Source organism: Mycolicibacterium stellerae, assembly GCF_003719305.1.
In the GTDB taxonomy this organism is placed as follows: Bacteria; Actinomycetota; Actinomycetes; order Mycobacteriales; family Mycobacteriaceae; genus Mycobacterium; species Mycobacterium stellerae.
The window spans coordinates 94,659-112,889 of record NZ_RARC01000018.1 but is presented as its reverse complement, the minus strand read 5'-3'; the positions used below and the strand labels follow the sequence as shown (position 1 = coordinate 112,889).

23 protein-coding genes and 1 pseudogene are annotated in these 18,231 nt (G+C 65.7%); 14 read left to right on the top strand and 10 right to left on the bottom strand.

Translation table 11 applies throughout. The features are described 5' to 3' along the window. The first annotated feature begins 74 nt into the window (after positions 1–74). Positions 75–476, top strand: a complete 402-nt coding sequence (locus D6M19_RS21220) for a hypothetical protein (RefSeq protein ID WP_123027232.1) — start codon at positions 75–77, stop codon at positions 474–476. Here D6M19_RS21220 and D6M19_RS21215 read toward each other — a convergent pair. Both D6M19_RS21215 and D6M19_RS21210 read right to left on the bottom strand, forming a co-directional pair. Then, on the bottom strand, positions 473–907 hold the full coding sequence (locus D6M19_RS21215; RefSeq protein ID WP_123027231.1) for an SRPBCC family protein: 435 nt from the start codon (positions 905–907) through the stop codon (positions 473–475). The two genes, D6M19_RS21220 and D6M19_RS21215, sit on opposite strands and share 4 nt — an antisense overlap. Then, positions 907–1,752 (bottom strand): lysophospholipid acyltransferase family protein, encoded by an 846-nt coding sequence (locus D6M19_RS21210; RefSeq protein WP_123027250.1) that lies wholly within the window; start codon positions 1,750–1,752, stop codon positions 907–909. The genes D6M19_RS21215 and D6M19_RS21210 overlap by 1 nt, the downstream gene beginning before the upstream one ends. Before the next feature lie 102 nt (positions 1,753–1,854). Here D6M19_RS21210 and D6M19_RS21205 point away from each other — a divergent pair, with 102 nt between their 5' ends. The 4 genes and pseudogenes from D6M19_RS21205 to D6M19_RS21190 form a co-directional block, all read left to right on the top strand. Beyond that, positions 1,855–2,754 (top strand): metal-dependent hydrolase, encoded by a 900-nt coding sequence (locus D6M19_RS21205; RefSeq protein WP_123027230.1) that lies wholly within the window; start codon positions 1,855–1,857, stop codon positions 2,752–2,754. After that, positions 2,754–3,860, top strand: coding sequence for a PDR/VanB family oxidoreductase (locus D6M19_RS21200; protein WP_123027229.1), 1,107 nt, complete (start codon positions 2,754–2,756; stop codon positions 3,858–3,860). Before D6M19_RS21205 ends, D6M19_RS21200 begins: the two co-directional genes overlap by 1 nt. Positions 3,861–3,880: 20 nt before the next feature. Continuing rightward, positions 3,881–5,335, top strand: a complete 1,455-nt coding sequence (locus D6M19_RS21195) for a serine/threonine-protein kinase (RefSeq protein WP_123027228.1) — start codon at positions 3,881–3,883, stop codon at positions 5,333–5,335. Positions 5,336–5,350: 15 nt separating this feature from the next. Continuing rightward, positions 5,351–5,743, top strand: a pseudogene (locus D6M19_RS21190) (nuclear transport factor 2 family protein); the annotation flags it as partial. A gap of 28 nt (positions 5,744–5,771) precedes the next feature. Here the strand turns inward: D6M19_RS21190 and D6M19_RS21185 are convergent. After that, positions 5,772–6,257, bottom strand: a complete 486-nt coding sequence (locus tag D6M19_RS21185; protein ID WP_206428586.1) for an NUDIX hydrolase — start codon at positions 6,255–6,257, stop codon at positions 5,772–5,774. A 58-nt stretch (positions 6,258–6,315) separates the two neighbouring features. On the opposite strand from D6M19_RS21185, the gene D6M19_RS21180 reads away from it, so the two are divergent. The 3 genes from D6M19_RS21180 to D6M19_RS21170 are packed head-to-tail and all read left to right on the top strand — an operon-like array spanning position 6,316 to position 7,748. Beyond that, on the top strand, positions 6,316–7,146 hold the full coding sequence (locus tag D6M19_RS21180; protein WP_164478608.1) for a glycoside hydrolase family 16 protein: 831 nt from the start codon (positions 6,316–6,318) through the stop codon (positions 7,144–7,146). Between the two features lie 4 nt (positions 7,147–7,150). Next, positions 7,151–7,525 (top strand): hypothetical protein, encoded by a 375-nt coding sequence (locus D6M19_RS21175; RefSeq protein WP_234834966.1) that lies wholly within the window; start codon positions 7,151–7,153, stop codon positions 7,523–7,525. 1 nt (position 7,526) lies between these two features. Beyond that, positions 7,527–7,748 (top strand): hypothetical protein, encoded by a 222-nt coding sequence (locus D6M19_RS21170; protein WP_123027225.1) that lies wholly within the window; start codon positions 7,527–7,529, stop codon positions 7,746–7,748. Here the strand turns inward: D6M19_RS21170 and D6M19_RS21165 are convergent, their stop codons facing one another. Genes D6M19_RS21165 through D6M19_RS21155 form a run of 3 tightly spaced genes read right to left on the bottom strand, consistent with a single transcriptional unit; the run spans position 7,749 to position 10,182 of the window. Further along, positions 7,749–7,940, bottom strand: a complete 192-nt coding sequence (locus D6M19_RS21165; protein WP_123027224.1) for a hypothetical protein — start codon at positions 7,938–7,940, stop codon at positions 7,749–7,751. A 55-nt stretch (positions 7,941–7,995) separates the two neighbouring features. Beyond that, positions 7,996–9,306, bottom strand: coding sequence for an NAD(P)/FAD-dependent oxidoreductase (locus D6M19_RS21160; protein WP_123027223.1), 1,311 nt, complete (start codon positions 9,304–9,306; stop codon positions 7,996–7,998). A gap of 24 nt (positions 9,307–9,330) precedes the next feature. After that, complete coding sequence (locus tag D6M19_RS21155; RefSeq protein ID WP_123027222.1) at positions 9,331–10,182, bottom strand: maleylpyruvate isomerase N-terminal domain-containing protein; 852 nt, start codon at positions 10,180–10,182, stop codon at positions 9,331–9,333. Between the two features lie 73 nt (positions 10,183–10,255). Here D6M19_RS21155 and D6M19_RS21150 point away from each other — a divergent pair, with 73 nt between their 5' ends. From D6M19_RS21150 to D6M19_RS21140, 3 genes are all read left to right on the top strand, one after another. Beyond that, positions 10,256–10,861: a TetR/AcrR family transcriptional regulator gene (locus D6M19_RS21150; RefSeq protein WP_123027221.1), complete on the top strand. Its 606-nt coding sequence runs from the start codon at positions 10,256–10,258 to the stop codon at positions 10,859–10,861. Positions 10,862–11,012: 151 nt separating this feature from the next. Further along, a complete protein-coding gene (locus tag D6M19_RS21145; RefSeq protein WP_123027248.1) occupies positions 11,013–11,813 on the top strand; it encodes an LmeA family phospholipid-binding protein in 801 nt (266 codons plus the stop codon). A 10-nt stretch (positions 11,814–11,823) separates the two neighbouring features. Then, positions 11,824–12,600: an SGNH/GDSL hydrolase family protein gene (locus D6M19_RS21140; RefSeq protein WP_123027220.1), complete on the top strand. Its 777-nt coding sequence runs from the start codon at positions 11,824–11,826 to the stop codon at positions 12,598–12,600. On the opposite strand, the gene D6M19_RS21135 is transcribed toward D6M19_RS21140, so the two are convergent. Next, entirely contained in the window at positions 12,597–12,971 is a 375-nt protein-coding gene (locus D6M19_RS21135) for a DUF732 domain-containing protein (RefSeq protein WP_123027247.1), read from the bottom strand. The two genes, D6M19_RS21140 and D6M19_RS21135, sit on opposite strands and share 4 nt — an antisense overlap. Before the next feature lie 62 nt (positions 12,972–13,033). Between D6M19_RS21135 and D6M19_RS21130 the strand changes: the two genes are divergently transcribed. Beyond that, positions 13,034–13,915 (top strand): cyclopropane mycolic acid synthase family methyltransferase, encoded by an 882-nt coding sequence (locus tag D6M19_RS21130; protein ID WP_123027219.1) that lies wholly within the window; start codon positions 13,034–13,036, stop codon positions 13,913–13,915. Between the two features lie 2 nt (positions 13,916–13,917). On the opposite strand, the gene D6M19_RS21125 is transcribed toward D6M19_RS21130, so the two are convergent. Together D6M19_RS21125 and D6M19_RS21120 are read right to left on the bottom strand one after the other, a co-directional pair. After that, a complete protein-coding gene (locus tag D6M19_RS21125) occupies positions 13,918–14,481 on the bottom strand; it encodes a hypothetical protein (protein ID WP_123027218.1) in 564 nt (187 codons plus the stop codon). A 70-nt stretch (positions 14,482–14,551) separates the two neighbouring features. Beyond that, on the bottom strand, positions 14,552–14,731 hold the full coding sequence (locus tag D6M19_RS21120) for a hypothetical protein (RefSeq protein WP_123027217.1): 180 nt from the start codon (positions 14,729–14,731) through the stop codon (positions 14,552–14,554). Positions 14,732–14,817: 86 nt separating this feature from the next. On the opposite strand from D6M19_RS21120, the gene D6M19_RS21115 reads away from it, so the two are divergent. Continuing rightward, positions 14,818–15,243, top strand: coding sequence for a hypothetical protein (locus tag D6M19_RS21115; RefSeq protein ID WP_123027216.1), 426 nt, complete (start codon positions 14,818–14,820; stop codon positions 15,241–15,243). Between the two features lie 26 nt (positions 15,244–15,269). Here D6M19_RS21115 and D6M19_RS21110 read toward each other — a convergent pair whose 3' ends face one another. Continuing rightward, the gene (locus D6M19_RS21110) at positions 15,270–15,737 is read right to left on the bottom strand and encodes an SRPBCC family protein (RefSeq protein ID WP_234834965.1); all 468 of its coding nucleotides are present in this window, start codon (positions 15,735–15,737) and stop codon (positions 15,270–15,272) included. A gap of 136 nt (positions 15,738–15,873) precedes the next feature. Here D6M19_RS21110 and D6M19_RS21105 point away from each other — a divergent pair, with 136 nt between their 5' ends. Beyond that, the gene (locus tag D6M19_RS21105) at positions 15,874–18,231 is read left to right on the top strand and encodes a xanthine dehydrogenase family protein molybdopterin-binding subunit (protein WP_123027215.1); all 2,358 of its coding nucleotides are present in this window, start codon (positions 15,874–15,876) and stop codon (positions 18,229–18,231) included.

The window sequence follows — 18,231 nt, the reverse complement described above, 5'->3', positions numbered from 1 at the left end:
GGCCCTTGTTCACCGGTTTCACAAATGTCCCGGCTGCGATATGTTCGCAGCGCACCGAGTTAGGGAGAGATCACGTGAAAAAGCTCATCGTCGTGGGGGCCGCGGCGGTCGCCGCGAGCACGATCGGCCTGCTCAACGCGGGACTCGCCAGCGCGGACCCGGCGAACCCGAACCAGATGAACGTGATCGGCGAGCCGTACTACAAGGCCGTGAAAATCCTGCACGGAATGGGCCTGAGCACCACTTTCGGTGGTTCGGTTGGAAGCGATCTGCCACAGGCGCAGTGCATGGTGGCCAGCCAGAAGATGCTCGGCAGCGGCAAGATGCAGATGAACCTCGACTGCACAGAGGAAGCCGCCCAGGAGATGGCCGAGAATGGCAGCCTGAATTCCGGCGGCGCTCCTGGCGCGGTCGGCGGAAATACGTTGCGGCCGGAGCAGGTTCCGATCGCGCCTGCGGCTCCTCCCGCCGGCTAAGCCTCGGCAAGGTTTCGCAGGTTCTCCAGCGTCTGCGTCATGGTCCGACCGACCTGACGCGCCGCGACCCAGTCGGCGATGACGCCGAGCAATCCGCCCGGCGCTTCGTAGGCCATCCGGAAGGTCACTCGCGTTCTGCCGTCGGGGCCGTCCCGAAGGCGGAAACGGCCACGCTGGGTGATCCCGGTGATGCCGATCCAGGCCAGGTCACGACCCTCGTCGTATTCGACGACCTCGATCACGCCGCCGACCGGCACCGAGCCGATTTTCCAATGTCCGGTGTAGCGGGCGCCGACACCGACCGGTCCGTCCCTCTCGGTGTCCCAGCGTTCGAGGTTGGCCATGAACTCTGGATAGCAGGCCGGGTCGCTGACGCGCTTCCAAACGGCGTCGCGGTCGGCCTCGATCTCGACCCGCCTCTGCAGCCGCATTAGCCGATCACCGGGAATCGTCGATCCGCCGCCAGTCTGTCCACCCCGGCCTGCAGGCTGCTTAGCACCTTGTCGTTGATGACGCCGTCGTCGCTGGCGGCGATGTCGGCGGCGTCGATCGGATCCTGCACCTCGATCGCGATCTTCGTCGGCAGCGGCAGTCGAGGCACCATGTCGCTGACAGCCAGGCCCCACGGCGGCGCCAACAGGATGGGCACGCTCTTCAGGCGGGCCATCTTGTCGACCCTCAGCAGCTTGGCCAGCCACTGGCCACGGTCGAGGAAGAGCGCAGCTTCCTGGCCGCCGACGCTGGCGATCGGCACGATCGGCACACCGGCCTGCCGAGCCAGCTTCACGTACCCCTTGCGACCGCCGAAGTCGACCTCGTGGCGCTTCCACGACGGCCGAAACACTTCGTAGTCACCGCCCGGGTACACCAGCAACGCCCCGCCGGACTGCAGCGCGAGCGTGGCGTTGTCGTGGTTGGCGGCGACGGTGCCGAACTTTCGCAGCGATCCCAGACCGGGCATCGAGACGACGAGGTTGTGCGCCAGTTGATAAAACGGCCGTTCGACGCCGAAGTACGAGCAGAACGCCAGCGTGAACACGAATGTGTCCGGCGGAAGGTTTCCGCCGCTGTGATTGCCGACCATCAGCACGGGCCCGTCGGATGGGATCCGGTCGAGACCGCGGACGTCGGCCCGGAAGTAGAGCGACGCAAGCAGCCAAAGCCCTGGCAACTGCTCACGGATGTAGTCGGGGTCGCGCTGGTCGAGGTCGGCCTTCGGCACCCGCGTCGACACCTGCTCTTTAGCCCAGTTCAGTGCGTCGCCCAACCCCGCCATGACGGTCATATTGACATTGCGCAGCTATCTGAAACCTGCGTTCCCACCTAATGTCCAATGGCCGTAGACTCAGCCCAGCACACTGCAGGGGAGGAAGCCGCAATGTTGCGACCACGCCGTTTCGACCACGAAGTCGATCCCGGGCCGGTCCAGATCCAGGCACGTAAGGTGCACTTCGACGCCACCGGCATCCCGCTGCACTGGATACCAGGACATCCCGTCGCGTCCAATGTCGTCAGCCTGCTCAACGTTGTTCTGCCCGCCGCCGAGCGCTGGTTCGTCGACACCTTCAACGAAGCGCTGCCGCTGGTGAAGGACCCGCAGTTGGCCGAGGACATGCGGGGCTTCATCGGCCAGGAGGCGACACACGCCGACGTGCACGAGCAAATGCTGCACGAGTACATGGTCGTCAACGGCATCGACCCCAAACCGATGCTCGAACAGATCGAGTTCCTCTTCTCCAAGACGCTCGCGCCGAGCAGGTCCACCGACCCGAAGCGTCGGCTCAACCATCTGTGCGACCGGCTGTGGTTCATCGCAGCGATCGAGCACTACACCGCCGTGATGGGCGACTTCGCGTTGAACTGCGCGTGGGACGAACACGGTGCCAACCCGACGATGGTCGATCTGTTCCGTTGGCACGGCAGTGAGGAGGTCGAACATCGCAGCGTCGCCCACGACGTCGCGGTCTACTTCCACGACAGCTACTTCGACCGGATCCGGGCCATGTCGATGGCGGTGGTGGCGATCTTCGTGTTCTTTCAGCGCACATCCTGGTTCCTGGTGAAATCCGACCCGAACACCGATATCGGCTGGTGGCGGTTCAACCGGCTGCGGATGCGGGACTCGAAGCTCGGCCTGCTGCCCAGGTACCGCAAGCTGTTCGGCTCGAACACCGCGATGTACTTCCGGCCCGGCTTCACCCCGGAGGAGATGGGTTCGACGGCACAGGCGGTGGCCTACCTCGCCAGCTCCCCCGCGGCTCGCGCGGCACACATTTGATGGGGCGGCTCGACCGCTACCGCCAGGCGCCGCCAAGCATTTCGGGCCGTCGACGCCACGACGTCGTGCTGGGCATCGCCGACGCCTCCGTTTCGGCGCTCTGGGCGGTCTCGGGTGCCTTCAGGAAGATGAAGCCGCCGCCGGAGCCGAATCGCGTCATCGCTCTGACGGTCGTCGACCGCGAGGTGGTGGCCCATGACCATGACGTGATAGCGCTGACGTTGGCAGCCGCCGATGGCCGAGCGCTGCCACGGTGGCATCCCGGTTCACATCTCGACATCACGCTGCCCAGCGGCCGGCTGCGCCAGTACTCGCTGTGCGGGGACCCGGCCGACACCGACACCTACCGGATCGCGGTGCGCCGGATCGTCGACGGCGGCGGCGGATCGATCGAGGTGCACGACGGATTGCCGGTCGGCGCCGAGCTGACCACCCACGGTCCGCGCAACGCGTTCCCGCTCACCGTCCCCGGCTACGGCTCCCCCGCGCAACGTTTCCGGTTCATCGCGGGCGGCATCGGCATTACGCCGATTCTGCCGATGTTGGCGCGGGCCGAGCATCTCGGCGTGGACTGGTCGATGCTGTATGCGGGCCGCAGCACCGACAGCCTGCCGTTCATCGACGAGGTGAGCCGCTTCGGCGACCGCGTCGAGATCCGCACCGACGACGTCATGGGCGTGCCGACCGCGGCGGACCTGCTCAGCGACTGCATCGACGGCACAACTGTCTACGCGTGTGGACCGGCGCCGATGTTGACGGCGATCAGAAGCGGGCTGGCCGGGCGCGACAACGTTGAGCTTCATTTCGAGCGATTCGCCGCGCCACCGGTCGTCGACGGCAGGGCGTTCACGGCGTCGGTCGCCTCGACCGGGCAGGAGGTCTTCGTCGGCGCCGATGAGACGCTGCTCACGGCTTTGCGGCGGTCGAACGTCGCGGCGCCCTATTCATGTCAGCAAGGGTTCTGCGGGACGTGCCGGACGCGGGTCGTCGCCGGTGCCGTCGACCATCGCGATACGTTGCTGACCGAGCCGGAGCGGGCCGGCGGCATGATGCTGGTCTGCATATCGCGGGCCGCGAACGGGGAGCGACTCACTCTCGATTTGTAGTCCGTCTGTACTATTCGGCCATGCCGCTAGCCGCTGGTCAGACCTTCGCGGACTACACCATCGTGCGGCTGTTGGGGTCCGGGGGCATGGGTGACGTGTACCTGGCCGAGCACCCCCGTCTGCCGCGCCGCGATGCCCTCAAGGTGCTGCGCAATGACGTCTGCGCCGACAACGAGTACCGGCGGCGATTCGACCGGGAAGCCGACCTCGCCGCGACCCTGTGGCACCCGCACATCGTCGGCGTTCATGACCGCGGCGACGTGGACGGCCAAATCTGGATCTCGATGGACTACGTGGACGGCACGGATGCGGCCGAGTTGCTCCGCAACCGCTACCCGAAGGGCATGCCAAAGGAGGATGTACTCAACATTGTCACCGGTGTCGCAGAGGCTCTCGACTATGCGCATCAGCAGGGCCTGCTGCACCGCGACGTGAAGCCCGCCAACATCATGTTGAGTGATCCCGCGGACGGTGGTCAACGAGTTCTGTTGGGTGACTTCGGTATTGCCCGCCGCGTCGACGACTCCAACAACCTCACCGCGACGAATATGACGGTCGGTACGGTCTTTTACGCCGCGCCGGAACAGTTGATGGGCGAAGACCTCGACGGACGCGCGGACCAGTACGCGTTGGCGGCGACCGCGTTTCATCTGTTGAGCGGTTCGCCGCCGTTTCACCACTCGAACCCGACGGTGGTCATCAGCCAGCACCTCACCGCGTCACCACCGGCGCTCGCCGACAAGCGTCCCGAGTTGTCGGCGCTCGACCCGGTCCTCGGCAAGGCGCTGTCGAAGGACCCGAAGGACCGGTTCGTCAGCTGCATGGACTTCGCGCGGGCGCTGGCCCATCGGCTCGGGATGGAGCCCGCCGCCGACATCGACCAGACCGAGGCGTCGATCCCCATCGCGACCACGACTAGAGGCGGGGGCAGACACGAAGCGCAGCAACCGCCGGGCCGCAAATACCTTCGTCCTGCGATCATCGTGCCTGCGATACTGGCCGCGCTGCTGCTGGTGGCCATCGTCCTTGTGCTGATCCAGTTCCGCGAGATAGAGAAGCTTCTCAACGACGACTACACCCCGCCGCCGTCGCCGCCGCCTGCGACCGCTCCCCGCGCCGAGTCACCGCCGCCGCCTCCGTCACCGTCACCGTCGACGACGACGGTCACCGCCTCTGCGCAGGCAACCCCTTCGGCTGCCGTCGTCGGGGCCGATTGTTCGCCGGTGGGCGGCAGCGCTATCACGGCGAACGGCAATACCGTCTACTGCTCCACCCTGGAGTCCACCGGCGCCTCGATCTGGTCGACGAGCCAGGGCGAGGTTCCCGCGCCGACCGTCACGGTCACCACCGATGTCACAGACGAGCCACTGCCGCTCGAGCAGGAAGCGCCGGTGCGGGTCTGCATGCAGGAAACCGGCAAGACCCGCAGGGAATGCCGCGAGGCAATCCGGGCCAGCAACGAAGGCGGCACCTGAGCGACACATGACGACATGACTCTGGCCGTAGCAGATCGGTTGGCGCTGGCTGACCTCGTTCACCTCTACGCTGCCGCGGTAGATGATCGCCGCTTCGGCGATGTAGTCGAGTTGTTCAGCGAGACAGCCGAATTACGGCTGCCCGACCCACCGAGATCTCTCGATCCTGTCCGCAGGCACCGCGGTCGCGACGGCGTGCGCAGCGCCATGGCGGCCCTATCCGGTCTCGCGCGCACCCAGCACGCGATCGTCGGCGAGGTCTATGCCCCCGGCTCGGATCCCGACTATGCATTGGGCCGAATCACATGCGTCGCACACCATTTCAGCATCGCCGACGAGCAGGTGACCGACCTGGTCTGGCATCTGCGCTACGACGACGAATACTTGCGAACGCGATCCGGCTGGCGGATACACGGGCGAGCGCTCACGATCAATGCTATTGAGACCCGCCCGATTCGGCGTCTCCGACCGCATCCATCAATCGATCGAGAAGCGGCCGCTGACCTTTCAGGAGCTTCGACCGAGCCTCAACCACCGAGAACCAGTCCGCCCGGTCGATCTCCGGGTACTCCCTGACGTTGCCCGAGCCTTTCGGCCATTCGACGGTGAAGGTGTTGCTGGCCGTGCCGTCAAGGTCGAGGTCCCCCCGCACCGCGAACGCGGTGATGATCTTTCCGCTCGGCTGCCGCAGCGGCGGAATGTCGACGCGCGGTCCGTCGGGTGGTGGCTTGCCCAGTTCCTCTTCGAATTCGCGGCAGGCGGCCCGCCACGGGTCTTCCCCATCGGTGTACTCCCCCTTGGGAATCGACCATGCCCCGTCGTCCTTTTTCGCCCAGAACGGCCCACCCGGATGCCCAATCAGGACCTCTACGGACCCGTCAATAACGCGGTACAGCAGTACCCCGGCGCTCAGTCTCGGCATTTGCGACAGCCTAGTTAAATCCATCTAAACCCGGCGCTAAGGTGCTCCTGTGCACGTGATTAACCGCCGCAGCATGATGGTTATGACCGGGGCCGCCGCACTGGCGGCCGCGGCCGCTCTCCCCTCTGCATTCGCCGACCCCGAACCGCCAGATCAGCCAATCACGCCTGGGCCGGATGCCGCCCCACCGCCCATCATTTTCGCCGATGACTTCGACGGCCCGGCAGGCGCGGCGCCGGACTTGTCGAAGTGGACCGTGGTCAGTTGGAACGAGCCCGTTACACCGCCGGTCCTTGGCCTCTACCGCGACGATCGCCGCAACGTGTCGTTGGACGGCAATGGGAACCTCGCCCTGCGGGCCACCAAGGAAGGCGACACGTTCTTCACCGGCCGGGTCGAGAGCAAGATGAAGATCGGGATCAACCACACTTGGGAGGCCCGGATAAAGCTGCCGCAGGCCCCGGGCCTCTGGCCGGCGTACTGGCTGGTGAACATCGAGGATACGACCGACGGCCGAGGCCCTCTGCCCGACGGAGAAGTCGACATCGTGGAGTGGTACGGCAACGATTTGTGGGCTCCCGGTACCGCGGTGCACGCCCGATCCGACGGTAAGACCTGGAATGCGCACAGGTGGCCGGTTGATGGCGAGTGGCACACTTACCGTTGCCAGTGGGACGAGAAGGGCTTCAAGTTCTGGATGGATGACTTCGCAGGGCCGCCGTACTTCTCCGTTCCTGCGGGTCCCATCGACGGCGCGTGGCCGTTCAACGATCCCGGCTACCTGCTGTTCACCATGCTCAACCTCGCGGTCGGGGGCCCTGGCGGCGGTGACCCGAACTTCGGCTCGGTGTCGCCTGCGATGCTCATCGATTACATCCGGGTGTGGTGAGACGGTGAACCGCGTCAGGTCCGCATTGGCGGCGGGTGCGCTGCTGTCGAGCCTCGTCGCCGCGGCCCCGGCCAACGCCGACCCGGTGACGTATGGCAGCAACGGTGTGTTCGGCGTCGGCGCCGAGGCGCCGGAAGGCTGGGCTACCGCCAGCATCCCGGCGGGCAGGTATCGCGTCGACCAGTCGCCGAGCATGTATCCGTATCTGAGCCCACCCGGATTTTGGCTGCGCTGCAACAACTTTCCATGTGCAGGCAACTTCCCGGCCCACATCATCGGTAGCGGCGAAGCCGTCCGGGATCAGCCGACCTTCGTCGACATCCTGCCCACCGACGTTGCCGTGTCGCTAAACAACGTCACTCTGACTGTCGCGAGTTGATATGAGCGATAACCACTTCGAGCCGCGATGGCGCCTCGACCTGGACGACGACGGAACAGTCGCATACGACCGGGCCACGCAGACAGTCACCAAGATCAAGACCGGTGAGAGCTGCTACCTGGGTGACTATCCGGCGTTCGCCGTCGAGGAACCGCGGTATCTGCGTGTGCGCAGCAGCCATGCGCCGCCGATCGGCAAGTGGTACGTCACCGGCGAGGACTGATCACTTCCTGTCACCCTCGGTGTCGTCGAAGAAGGCCCAATCGCCGTCGTCGCCCTTGACCTCCATCCGCCAGCCGAGTTCGGAGTTGTCCGCCTTCTCATCGACGAACCAGGCGTGCGCGTCGCCGGCGCTCTCGATGTCCTTGGTGTCGACGACGTCGCCTCTTGGATTCAGTACGCGATAGGTAGCCATCGTGTCGGGATTCCCGATCCGCGGCGGTTCACACCCGCCGCGAGCGTGCGGGCGGTCAGTCGGCCTTCGGGAGCGGGATCCCTTCGGAGGTGGAGAACCGGGCGTCATCCTGGGTGGACAGACCGACCGAGACGACGGATCTGTCGAAGAGCACATCGGTCAGATATGCCAGTGACACCGCCCAGCGGTTGACGAAGCGCGGCATGGCGTAGAGGTGGTACATCCTTGTCACCAGCTTCGCCGCGTATCCGGAAAGCGGGATTTTCAGTGGATTGGCGACGGCGTAGTGCGGACCGAGGTCGACGACGAGGCCCATGTTCCGGTGCTTGTACTTCTTCGGCGAGCCGTATCCGAGGCTGGCGGCGACGTTGTGGCCAAGCACCTTTCCCTGGCGTATCGCATGTTGCGCGGTCGGCGGCGTGATCTTGCCCGGTTGCGTCAGGTCCGGAACCGCTGCGGCGTCACCGGCGGCGAACACGTCGGGATGGCCGGGCACCTGCAGGTCGGCCTGCACCGAAAGCCGACCATGCTCGGTCGGCAGTCCGAGACGCTCGATCAACGGGGCGCCGGTTACCCCGGTCACCCATGCCACGGTGCGCGTGTTGATCCGCGAATCATCGGTGAGCACAACGTGGTCGGCGTGCACTTGCTTCAGGGTTACCCCGAGCCGCACGTCGATGCCCCGTTCGTGAAGTACTCCCCTGACGCGCGCACCCAGCTTTTCCCCTACCTCGGGCATCACCTGCTCGGCCAGATCCAGCAGGACGAACCTCACGTCTGCGGGTTCGAAACCCATCTGCTTTGCTGCGGTGTCGGCCAGCGCCTGAAGCTGCACGACGAGCTCGGTCCCCGAGTATGAGGCGCCGACGACGACGACGGTGCGCCTGGCTTTGATCCGGGTCTTATCGTCGTCGATGTTGGCCAGCTCGAGCTGTTCGAGCAGGTGGTCGCGGAGATAGACCGCCTCTGCCGTCGACTTCAAACCCCGCGCGTGCTCGACCAAACCGGGGATGTCGAACAGTCGGGTCACTGAGCCCGGCGTCAGCACGAGCCGATCCCACGGCAGGCTGCGCGATCGCTTTTCGGGATCGGTGTAGGTGACCGTGCGGCCATCGAAATCGACGCTGTCCACCCGGCCACGCACCGCGCGCACGCCATGCAGTGAGTTCGCCAACGGGACGGTGACGAAACGCGCGTCGACGAGGCCACCGGCGACATCGGGCAAGAGCGGCGTGTAGAGCATGTAGTCGACCGGCGAGATGATCGAGATGTCGACCGACGCGTCGTGCTTGCGTAGTTGGCGAACCAGCCGGCGGGCGCACTCGAATCCGGTGAAGCCGCTACCGACGATGACGACCGACGACACACCCCAACTGTACGGGGTGGGTCGCTACGGGCTGGCCAACAGTGTGGTGAACTTCATTGCCAGCCAGGGCTTTCTACCGCCGGCCCGGAGCTTGCCGCGCATGATCGGCCCCCACTGCGAGATGCGCCCGTAGCCGAGAAGCAGAAACGCGACCGGGTCCGCGGTGATCACGCAGTCCGGCTTCGCTCCCGCGGCCGTGACGACGGCGGTTCCGTGGTCGACCGCCATTCGGTATTGGTTCGCGCCCCGAATTCGTAGCTCGAAGCTGACCCGCGCAGCAGCGGCGGACGGTCGCAGGTATTCGGGCGCGACGGAAAGGACGCCGGGAATGACCAGCAGTGCGTCGCGCGGTTCGATGTCCCACGGAGTGCTCGCCGCCCTGGCGATATCCAGCCCGTGCACGACCTGCTCACCCAACAGCAGGCTGGTCATCGTCGGGGGACTGAGCAGCAGGCCGTTGGCGGTGGGGATCGCCGCCGACTCGTCCGCGGCGTCGGCGGCGGCGAGATAGGCCAGCGACGCCTCGGTGAGCACCACCGCGAGGCGGCCCGTGTCCCGCTCCGGTACTTCGGTCAGTTGTCGGGCGTTCACGACGGCGCTCATTCGCGACGGGGTCTCCATCGGACGGTTGGCATGCGTCATGTAGCCGCCGGTGTGTCGGTTCAGCGCAAGGGCGTAGTCGCGCAGTTCGCCTGCCATGTGCGCCGCTGTCTCGGCCGCGGTCCAGGTCAGCCCCGGCACAGGAGACGCAGGGTCGACGCGCCGAAGGAGTTCGGCAGTCCTGGCGACGGCGGCGCGCAGTGCGTCTTTGGCTTGCTTGTGCGTGCGACGGGCGTCTTCGGCCGGACCGGTGATGCGGACGGGGGCTGAAGTCATAGGGCAACTATTTCACATATCGCTACTATGTCAATAGGCTGGCCTGGTCCCTTCACTCCGGAATGCGAGAGCAATGCCCGCGTCTTCAGAACCGTCGTCCCTGCGCGCCGAACAGGTCGCGCAGACCCGCGGTGCACTGGTGTCTGCGGGCCGCAGGTTGTTCGGTGAGAACGGCTTCCGCGGTACGTCGGTGGAGGACCTGGCCCGTGAGGCACGGGTCACCACCGGCGCTCTCTACCACCACTTCCCCACCAAGACAGCACTTTTCGAGGCGGTCTTCGTACAGGCGCATATGGACATGATGTCGGCATCGACAGAGGCGGCGAAGGGTGCCAAGGACGGCCTCGACGAGCTGGCGCTGGGCTTCGATGCCTTTCTCGACGGTGTCCTGCAGCCCGATGTGCAACGAATCCTCGTGCTGGACGGCCCGGCCGTGCTCGGCCTGGCCCGCTACACCGAGCTGGACGAGCAATACGCCTACGCCGTCATCGTCGGGTCGCTGAAGGCAGCCGCCAAGGCGGGCACGATCCAGATCGACGACCCGGAGACCGCGACCAGGCTGCTGCTCGGCGCCCTGACGCGCGGCGCGATGTTGATCGCGAACTCCCCCAACCCGGTGAAGACACGACACGCGGTGGCCAAGTCGATGCGCGCCCTGTTGAACAGCTTCATCCCCTGAGGCGGTCGAGTCACGAGAACGTATAGCTGCGGCCTTGTTTGAGCGTGCCGATGAGCTCGTCGAGAAGACGATCCAGCTCGGCAAGCCGACCGTGTGCGCTGAAACCCTCAGTTTTGGGCCGACACCGGCCAATGCGAGGATGGTTGACGTCATGACGCGACCGCTGCGCCGCTGGGATCCGTTCCGGCCCCTCGACATGCTTGCCACGTTGTGGTCGATGGCCGCCGTCGCACCCGTGAACTCCGGCGCGGCCGCCGCTTACCGGACGTTGTTCATGACACTTCGCCGGCTGGTGGTCGGACGCGAATTGTCGGTTCGGCTCGACGAAGGTGACATCACGCTGACCGTAACCGAGTTCGACTCTCGTCTCGATGCCCGCGGGCTAGCTGTCGGTCAACTCAGCGACGTCCGGCTCGCGGCGTGCGACATCCGCTGGGACGACAACAGATTGGATCGTGCCACCGCCGTGCTGCACAACGTGCATCTCCGGCCGTCCGCGCCGCCGGTACTGATCGCGGCGCCCGTCGACCTGACGGTGGAGCTTCCCGCGGACGCACTCGAGAATCTGTTCCGCCTTGCGGCCCCCAGGCTGGCGGGTGAGATCGGCGAGGATGGCGTCGCCCGGCTTCGGCTCGCCCGCCGACCCGGGCTCGGACACCTCGAGGTCGACGCGGTACTCGACGGATCCACGCTGTGGTTGAAGCCACGCGGTCTGGTGTTACGGAGCAAGCGCATGCGGCTGCCGGATCGCACGCCCTCCTACCCCGTACACCTGCCGGAGCTTCCGCATGGACTTCAGTTGACGGACATCACCATTGAGCCTGACAAGCTGTGCCTGTCTGGGACTCTGCAGGAATGGCGCGTCGACGTCCCGCGCACGCGCCTCGAAGACATCGTCAACCAGCTCAGTGTGGTGGGCCGACCCCTCAACTTGACCCGGTTCGGCCGCTAGAGTCACGCACATGTCGCACGGCGTGTACACCCGTTACGTCGCCCTGGGTGACAGCCAGACCGAGGGGCTATGGGATGGAAACGATTCCGCCGGGATCGTGGGCTTCGCCGATCGGCTGGCCACGATGCTCGACGAGCTGCATCCAGGCCTTCGCTACGCCAATCTGGCCATCCGCGGCCGCCGCATCCGCGATGTGCTCGACGACCAACTCCCCCGGGCGCTCGCGATGCGACCGGACCTGGTCAGCATCTGCGTCGGTATGAACGACATCACCCGCCCGGGACTGCTCTTCGATCGCGCACTGGCGGATCTGGACCTGATGCACCGGCAGCTCGCGCAGTCCGGTGCGACCGTTGTGACCACCACGTTTCCCGACATCGCGCGCATCGTGCCGATCGGCAGGGTCCTGACCTCGCGGGTGTTGCGCACGAACGAGGCCATCAGGTCCGCGGCCGACCGCCACGGGTTCAAGCTCGTCGACCTCTACGGCGCGCCATCGATGATCCAGCCGGACACCTGGAGCAACGATCGGGTGCACGGGTCGACGAAGGGCCACATCCTGTTCGCCGCCGCAGCCGCAGAAGCGCTGGATCTTCCTGGCAGCAACCATGATTGGGTGCAAGCGAGCGCTACTTCGGCGCAGTCGACGCTTCGCTCGCGCACTTATTCGCAACTTCTGTGGACCAAGAACATGCTGGCCCCGTGGATGTGGCACCACGCGCGGGGCATATCCAGCGGGGACGGCCGCGAGCCCAAGCGCCCGCAGCTGGACAGTTTGGTCGGCTAGAAGCCGAGAAGTCCCAGCGGGATCGGCGACTCGCCGTTGCCGACCGACTCCAGCACCCGCGGGCAGAGGAACGAGATGGCAAGGCCGGTGAACATGTTCGCGCCACCGAGGGACATGCCTGTCGTGTCGGCGACCTGCGCGGCAACATCGGCGGCGTTCTGCCCCGGCTCGGCCAACATCGGGCAGACGGACTGTCCGACCGCGACCAGATTGGAAGGGTCGGTGGTGCCGCCGAGGCCCGCGCCCGACACCGCATTGAGGAACGCGTCCGTGCCCGGGTCGGCCTGGGCCGGCGCCGCTAGCAGCGCGGTCGTGGCGGTCACTCCAGCGAACACGGTGATCAGCCCAATCGGCCCGGTGAGTCTGCGCATCTGCAGCATCGTAGATGACCCACCGATTAGGGGCTAACCGGTACGTCAACTACGCTGAGAAGATGCCTGAATCACCAGAAGCGGGCGGTGACCTGCAGCCACATTTCGAGGATGTGCAGGCACACTACGACCTCAGTGACGACTTCTTCGCGTTGTTCCTCGATCCGTCGCGGACGTACAGCTGCGCGTATTTCGAGCGCGACGACATGACGCTCGAGGAGGCACAGCTGGCAAAGGTCGACCTGGCGCTGGGCAAACTTGGGCTCGAACCGGGTATGACGCTTCTCGATATCGGCTGCGGCTGGGGTGCCACCATGCGCCGGGCCATCGAGCGCTACGACGTCAACGTCGTCGGCCTCACGTTGTCGAAGAATCAGGCCGCTCACGTCCAGAAGAAGTTCGACGAGCTGGACAGCCCGCGCACCAAGCGGGTGCTGCTACAGGGTTGGGAACAGTTCGACGAGCCGGTCGACCGCATCGTGTCCATCGGTGCGTTCGAGCACTTCGGCCACGACCGCTACCCGGACTTCTTCAAGATGGCCCACCGCGTGCTGCCCGACGACGGGGTCATGCTGCTGCACACGATCGTCGGCGAGAATCCGGCGCGGGCAAAGGAACTCGGCATCCCCCTGACGTTCGAGCTGGCCCGGTTCATCAAGTTCATCATGACCGAGATCTTCCCCGGCGGACGGTTGCCGTCGGTGCCGATGGTCGAGGACCGCGCAGCGGAGGGCGGCTTCACGCTGACCCGCAAGCAGGAGCTGCAGCCGCATTACGCGCGCACGCTCGACCTGTGGGCGGCCGCTCTGCGGGAGCACAAGGACGAAGCGATCGCGATTCAGTCCGAAGAGGTCTACGAGCGGTACATGAAATACCTCACCGGCTGCGCGAAGATGTTCCGCGACCGCCAGGTCGACGTCGTCCAGTTCACGCTGCAGAAGTAGCGCTAGACGCCTGTCCACGCGGCGTCGAGTCGTTCGGCGACGTCGATGACCTTCGCCTTGACCGATTCGGGGCTGTCGATCTCGCCTGCCACGTGCGCGGAGATGAACCGCCGGATCTCGTCGTCGACACCGGCGACGATCCGCAATAGCTCTGCCCGTAGGGATTTCGATGTGACATGGATCTCGATGTCCGAAGGTCGAGGCTTCTGAACGTCGAGGATGAGCAGCAGAGGTTCGGCGGCTCGCGCGGTCGCCGTCAAGGCGATCTCGCCGAACACGATGAACTTCGGTTTGTCGATGCGGAGGTCGATGACCATGTCGATCTCCAGCGGGATGCGGATCGCGAACGTGATCATCTCCCCGCCAGACCGGGTGACTTTCGGCTCCTGTATCCGCACCTTCGCGGTGACCTTGGCGATCTTCCCGGGGCCTTGACCCATCGGCCCCATCTCGAACTCGTCACCCGCGATCGCGCCGATCGCGTCGCCAACGCGCTTCTCGGTCACGGCGATCTCGTAGAACCGCCTGCCGAATTCCTCGTAGGTGACGTACTCATAGCCATCCATAGACCTCTACCGTCTCATGTCCCCGGCAATTACTGACACATATGCCGGGGCGGCGGTCCCGCAGGGCGGATCAGCGGCGGTTTTCTTCGCTGCGCGCTTCTGCGCCGGTCTCCCCTACGTCGATCGCGTCGTCGGACGACGACTCGCCGACATAACTGCCGTCCTCGCCGTGCTTACCCGCCCGCGAGCTCGCGACCTTGTCGTCCTTCTGTACGTCGTCTTCGCTCTTTTCATCGTCGCCTGGGGCCATGACGTGGAACTACCCCGGCAATTAGGACCCAAACTCTTAACAGTCCTTGGTTCGCCCGTTAGGCTCTGGCGTGGAAGGTGGGGCCAATGATTCTCCGACTAGTCGTCACCGCTGCGGCGGCATGTGTCGCCATCGGCGGTGCGCCGGTCGCCATGGGCGATCCGAACGACAATCTCTATTTCGACGAGCCGGCTCGTTATGACTCCGACGTGCCGTTCATGAACTACGAGGCCCGCCTCTCGGCCCCATGCGACAACTTCGAGATCAACACGTTCGGGCGCGGTCGCGGCGGCGAGCCGCTGCAATGCCACTGGATCCCGAACCAATGGCCGCCGGTCTACACCGGCTTCTGGGTGATCTCTCCGGAGATCCACGGCGTCCAGGAAATCGGCAGCCCATGCCCCGGCGACCAGGCCGCCGCGCAGGCCCCCGACGGGCGTCCCCTTCTGTGCCTGGCCGACCAGGGCTGGCAGCCGGGCTTCTTCACCGGCAGCGGGTTCTGGCCGACATAGGCCGACGTCTGCCGACATAGCCAGGCCTAATTCTCGGTCTCCTCGAACCGTCGCCGGATTCCGGCGAGCATCTCGGTGTGCGCCTCGACCGCTTTGCGGATGGTCACCGCCGCCAGTGGCCGCGGCGCTTCGATCTGTACCCTCTCGACGATGCGAGTGCCCGACTGTGTCGGTTCGAAGGCAACGCAGCCGCGCAGCCGCACTCGAGGGAACTGTCGGGCGTCCGAGGACACCGCACCGCTCACCGGAACATGTAGCCGGGCAACATAACTCGTTCGCAGGCGCAGCGGCCCAAGCGGGATCCGGTCGCTGACCCGGTAGGTCTGTACATAGCCGTCGGAGGTCTCGCTGCGGTGCAGGGTCCGCACGGACGCCACGAGAGGATGCACCAGCTTGATGTTGTCCAGGTCGGCGTAGAACGCGCGAACGGCGTCCGGCGGCCCGGGAACGTCTTCGGAGAGCTCGCGTTCGACCTTCGTGATCCACCGTCCCACGGTGCACAATCTAATCCGCCCGGCCGCGAGAATGTCATATGCTGATTAGCGAGAATCTCCTATCCGGTAGGCTCGCTGAGCAACTGCTTAGCAGCCTGTCGTAGCGGCCCATCGACGACGGATTGGAGTGTTTGCCATGACTGAAGCCGTCGCAGCCAGATACGCGGGGGCGCGTATCCCGCGCGTGGAGGATACCCGCCTCCTGACCGGGCATGGAACATTTGTCGACGATGTCTCGCGGCCCGGTATGCTGCACGCCTGCTTTGTCCGCAGTCCTTTTGCCAAGGCGCGGATAAACGCTATCGACACATCGGCGGCGCTGGCCTTGCCCGGCGTACAAGCGGTGTTCGTGGCCGAGGATCTGAACCCGCTCGTTCGAGAAGCCTGGCACGCCGTCGCGGGCAAGGACATCGCCGATACGCCGCGCCCGCCGCTGGCCGAGAGCGAGGTGAAGTTCGTCGGCGATCCGGTCGCGCTCGTCATCGCGGCGTCGCGCTACATCGCCGAGGACGCGGTCGAACTCGTCGACGTCGACTACGAACCACTGCCTGCCGTCGCCGACTTCACCAAAGCCGTCAACTCGGATGTCGTGGTTCACCAGGCCTACCCCGACAACGTTGCAGGCGGAATGGCCGGAGCGCCGCCGGATGAGGAGACCTTCTCGTCGGCCGCGCACGTCGCTTCGGCCCACGTATACCAGCAGATCCACGCACCTGTCCCGATCGAGACCCGCGGCCTGGTCGCCGAGTGGGAAGCGTCCTCGCGCGAATTGACGATGTGGGCATCGACTCAGACCCCGCACGAACTGCGCGCGTTCGCCGCCCGACTGCTCGGCATCCCAGCGCAGAGCGTCCGGGTCATCATGCGCGACACCGGCGGTGGGTTCGGCCAGAAGGTCGTCCCGATGCGTGAGGACATGTGCATCATGCTGGCCGCCCACAAAGTGTCGGGCGCGCTCAAGTGGATCGAGGACCGCCGGGAGAACCTGATGTCCGCCGGCCAGGCCCGCCACGTCGACGGCGACGTTCGGATGGCCTTCGACAAGGACGGCAACATCCTCGCCGCTGACATCGACTTCGTGCAGGACATCGGTGCCTACCCGACGCCCTACCCGGTGCTCACCACGGCGGCGATCGGGATGTTCTTCCCCGGCCCGTACCGAGTTCCCAAGGCCAGCTTCAACTACAAGACGGTGTTCTCCAACACGGCAGGGCTGGCCGCCTACCGTGGTCCGTGGCAGTACGAAACCCTCACCCGCGAAATACTTCTCGACATCGCGGCGCGGAAGATGGACATGGACCCCGTCGAACTGCGCCGCCGAAACATCCTGCGCGGCGACGAGATGCCCTACTTCAACCCCAACGGCATGCCTTACGAGCACGTCGCACCCGCGGACACGTTCGAACAGGCCGTCAAGATCCTCGACCACGAGGGTTTTCGCAAGGAGCAGCGCGACGCGCTCGCCGAGGGCCGCTACATCGGGTTGGGGTTCTCCGCCTACATCGAGCCGACAGGCGCCGCGACCGGCCACCTCGCCACAGAGGGTGCGACGATCCGGATGGAGCCGACCGGCAAGATCAACGTCTATGTCAACGGCGGATCGACCGGAAACAGCATCGAGACGACGGTGGTTCAGCTGACCGCCGACGCGCTCGGCGCCGACATCTCCGATGTCTCGACGATCCAGGGCGACACCGCGGTGACACCGTATGGAGCGGGCACACAGGGCAGCCGCAGCGGGCCGATGACCGCGGGTGCGGTCAACGAGGCGGGCACGATCCTGCGCAAGCAGATCATCGCGATGGCCGCGCACCGCCTGGATGTCGACGAGACCGCCATCGAGCTCGCAAACTCACAAGCCCGCGTCCGCGATGACCAAGCCAAGGGCGTCAGCTTCGCCGACCTCGCCTATCGCTCGTACTACGAGCCGGCGAAGCTGCCCCCGGGTATGGCGGCGACGCTTGAGGCCACCGCCCGGTTCACCTCGCAAACAATGATCCACTGGGCCAACGCAACCCACGCATGCACCTGCGAAGTCGACGTCGACACCGGCCATGTCACACTGACCCGCTACATCGTCAGCGAGGACGTCGGGCCGATGATCAACCCCAATGTGGTCGAGGGACAGATCGCCGGCGGCACGGTGCAGGGCATCGGCGGCGCCCTGCTGGAGAACATGGTCTACGACGACAACGGGAACCCGCTCTCGTCGACATTCGTCGACTACCTGCTGCCGACCGCCACCGAGGTGCCCGCGATCGAGTATGGCCACGTCGAGATCCCCGGTCCCGGCGTCGGCGGATACAAGGGCTGCGGCGAAGGCGGTGCGATCGGCTCGACCCCCGCGGTCATCAACGCCATCAACGACGCGCTGGCCCCGCTTGGCGTGACACTGACCCGGTTGCCCGCAAGCCCCGCCACCATCGTCGGCCTGATCGAAGAAGCCAAAACCAGCCAGAATGCCGATGCGGGCACCTCCGGAAAGGACCACTGA

Bases quoted from the DNA above. Each gene is read 5' to 3' on its own strand.
- D6M19_RS21215 (WP_123027231.1), bottom strand. From the start codon at position 907: ATGCGGCTGCAGAGGCGGGTCGAGATCGAGGCCGACCGCGACGCCGTT.
- D6M19_RS21210 (WP_123027250.1), bottom strand. From the start codon at position 1,752: ATGGCGGGGTTGGGCGACGCACTGAACTGGGCTAAAGAGCAGGTGTCG.
- D6M19_RS21205 (WP_123027230.1), top strand. From the start codon at position 1,855: ATGTTGCGACCACGCCGTTTCGACCACGAAGTCGATCCCGGGCCGGTC.
- D6M19_RS21200 (WP_123027229.1), top strand. From the start codon at position 2,754: ATGGGGCGGCTCGACCGCTACCGCCAGGCGCCGCCAAGCATTTCGGGC.
- D6M19_RS21195 (WP_123027228.1), top strand. From the start codon at position 3,881: ATGCCGCTAGCCGCTGGTCAGACCTTCGCGGACTACACCATCGTGCGG.
- D6M19_RS21185 (WP_206428586.1), bottom strand. From the start codon at position 6,257: ATGCCGAGACTGAGCGCCGGGGTACTGCTGTACCGCGTTATTGACGGG.
- D6M19_RS21170 (WP_123027225.1), top strand. From the start codon at position 7,527: ATGAGCGATAACCACTTCGAGCCGCGATGGCGCCTCGACCTGGACGAC.
- D6M19_RS21165 (WP_123027224.1), bottom strand. From the start codon at position 7,940: ATGGCTACCTATCGCGTACTGAATCCAAGAGGCGACGTCGTCGACACC.
- D6M19_RS21155 (WP_123027222.1), bottom strand. From the start codon at position 10,182: ATGACTTCAGCCCCCGTCCGCATCACCGGTCCGGCCGAAGACGCCCGT.
- D6M19_RS21150 (WP_123027221.1), top strand. From the start codon at position 10,256: ATGCCCGCGTCTTCAGAACCGTCGTCCCTGCGCGCCGAACAGGTCGCG.
- D6M19_RS21145 (WP_123027248.1), top strand. From the start codon at position 11,013: ATGACGCGACCGCTGCGCCGCTGGGATCCGTTCCGGCCCCTCGACATG.
- D6M19_RS21140 (WP_123027220.1), top strand. From the start codon at position 11,824: ATGTCGCACGGCGTGTACACCCGTTACGTCGCCCTGGGTGACAGCCAG.
- D6M19_RS21135 (WP_123027247.1), bottom strand. From the start codon at position 12,971: ATGCGCAGACTCACCGGGCCGATTGGGCTGATCACCGTGTTCGCTGGA.
- D6M19_RS21130 (WP_123027219.1), top strand. From the start codon at position 13,034: ATGCCTGAATCACCAGAAGCGGGCGGTGACCTGCAGCCACATTTCGAG.
- D6M19_RS21125 (WP_123027218.1), bottom strand. From the start codon at position 14,481: ATGGATGGCTATGAGTACGTCACCTACGAGGAATTCGGCAGGCGGTTC.
- D6M19_RS21120 (WP_123027217.1), bottom strand. From the start codon at position 14,731: ATGGCCCCAGGCGACGATGAAAAGAGCGAAGACGACGTACAGAAGGAC.
- D6M19_RS21115 (WP_123027216.1), top strand. From the start codon at position 14,818: ATGATTCTCCGACTAGTCGTCACCGCTGCGGCGGCATGTGTCGCCATC.
- D6M19_RS21105 (WP_123027215.1), top strand. From the start codon at position 15,874: ATGACTGAAGCCGTCGCAGCCAGATACGCGGGGGCGCGTATCCCGCGC.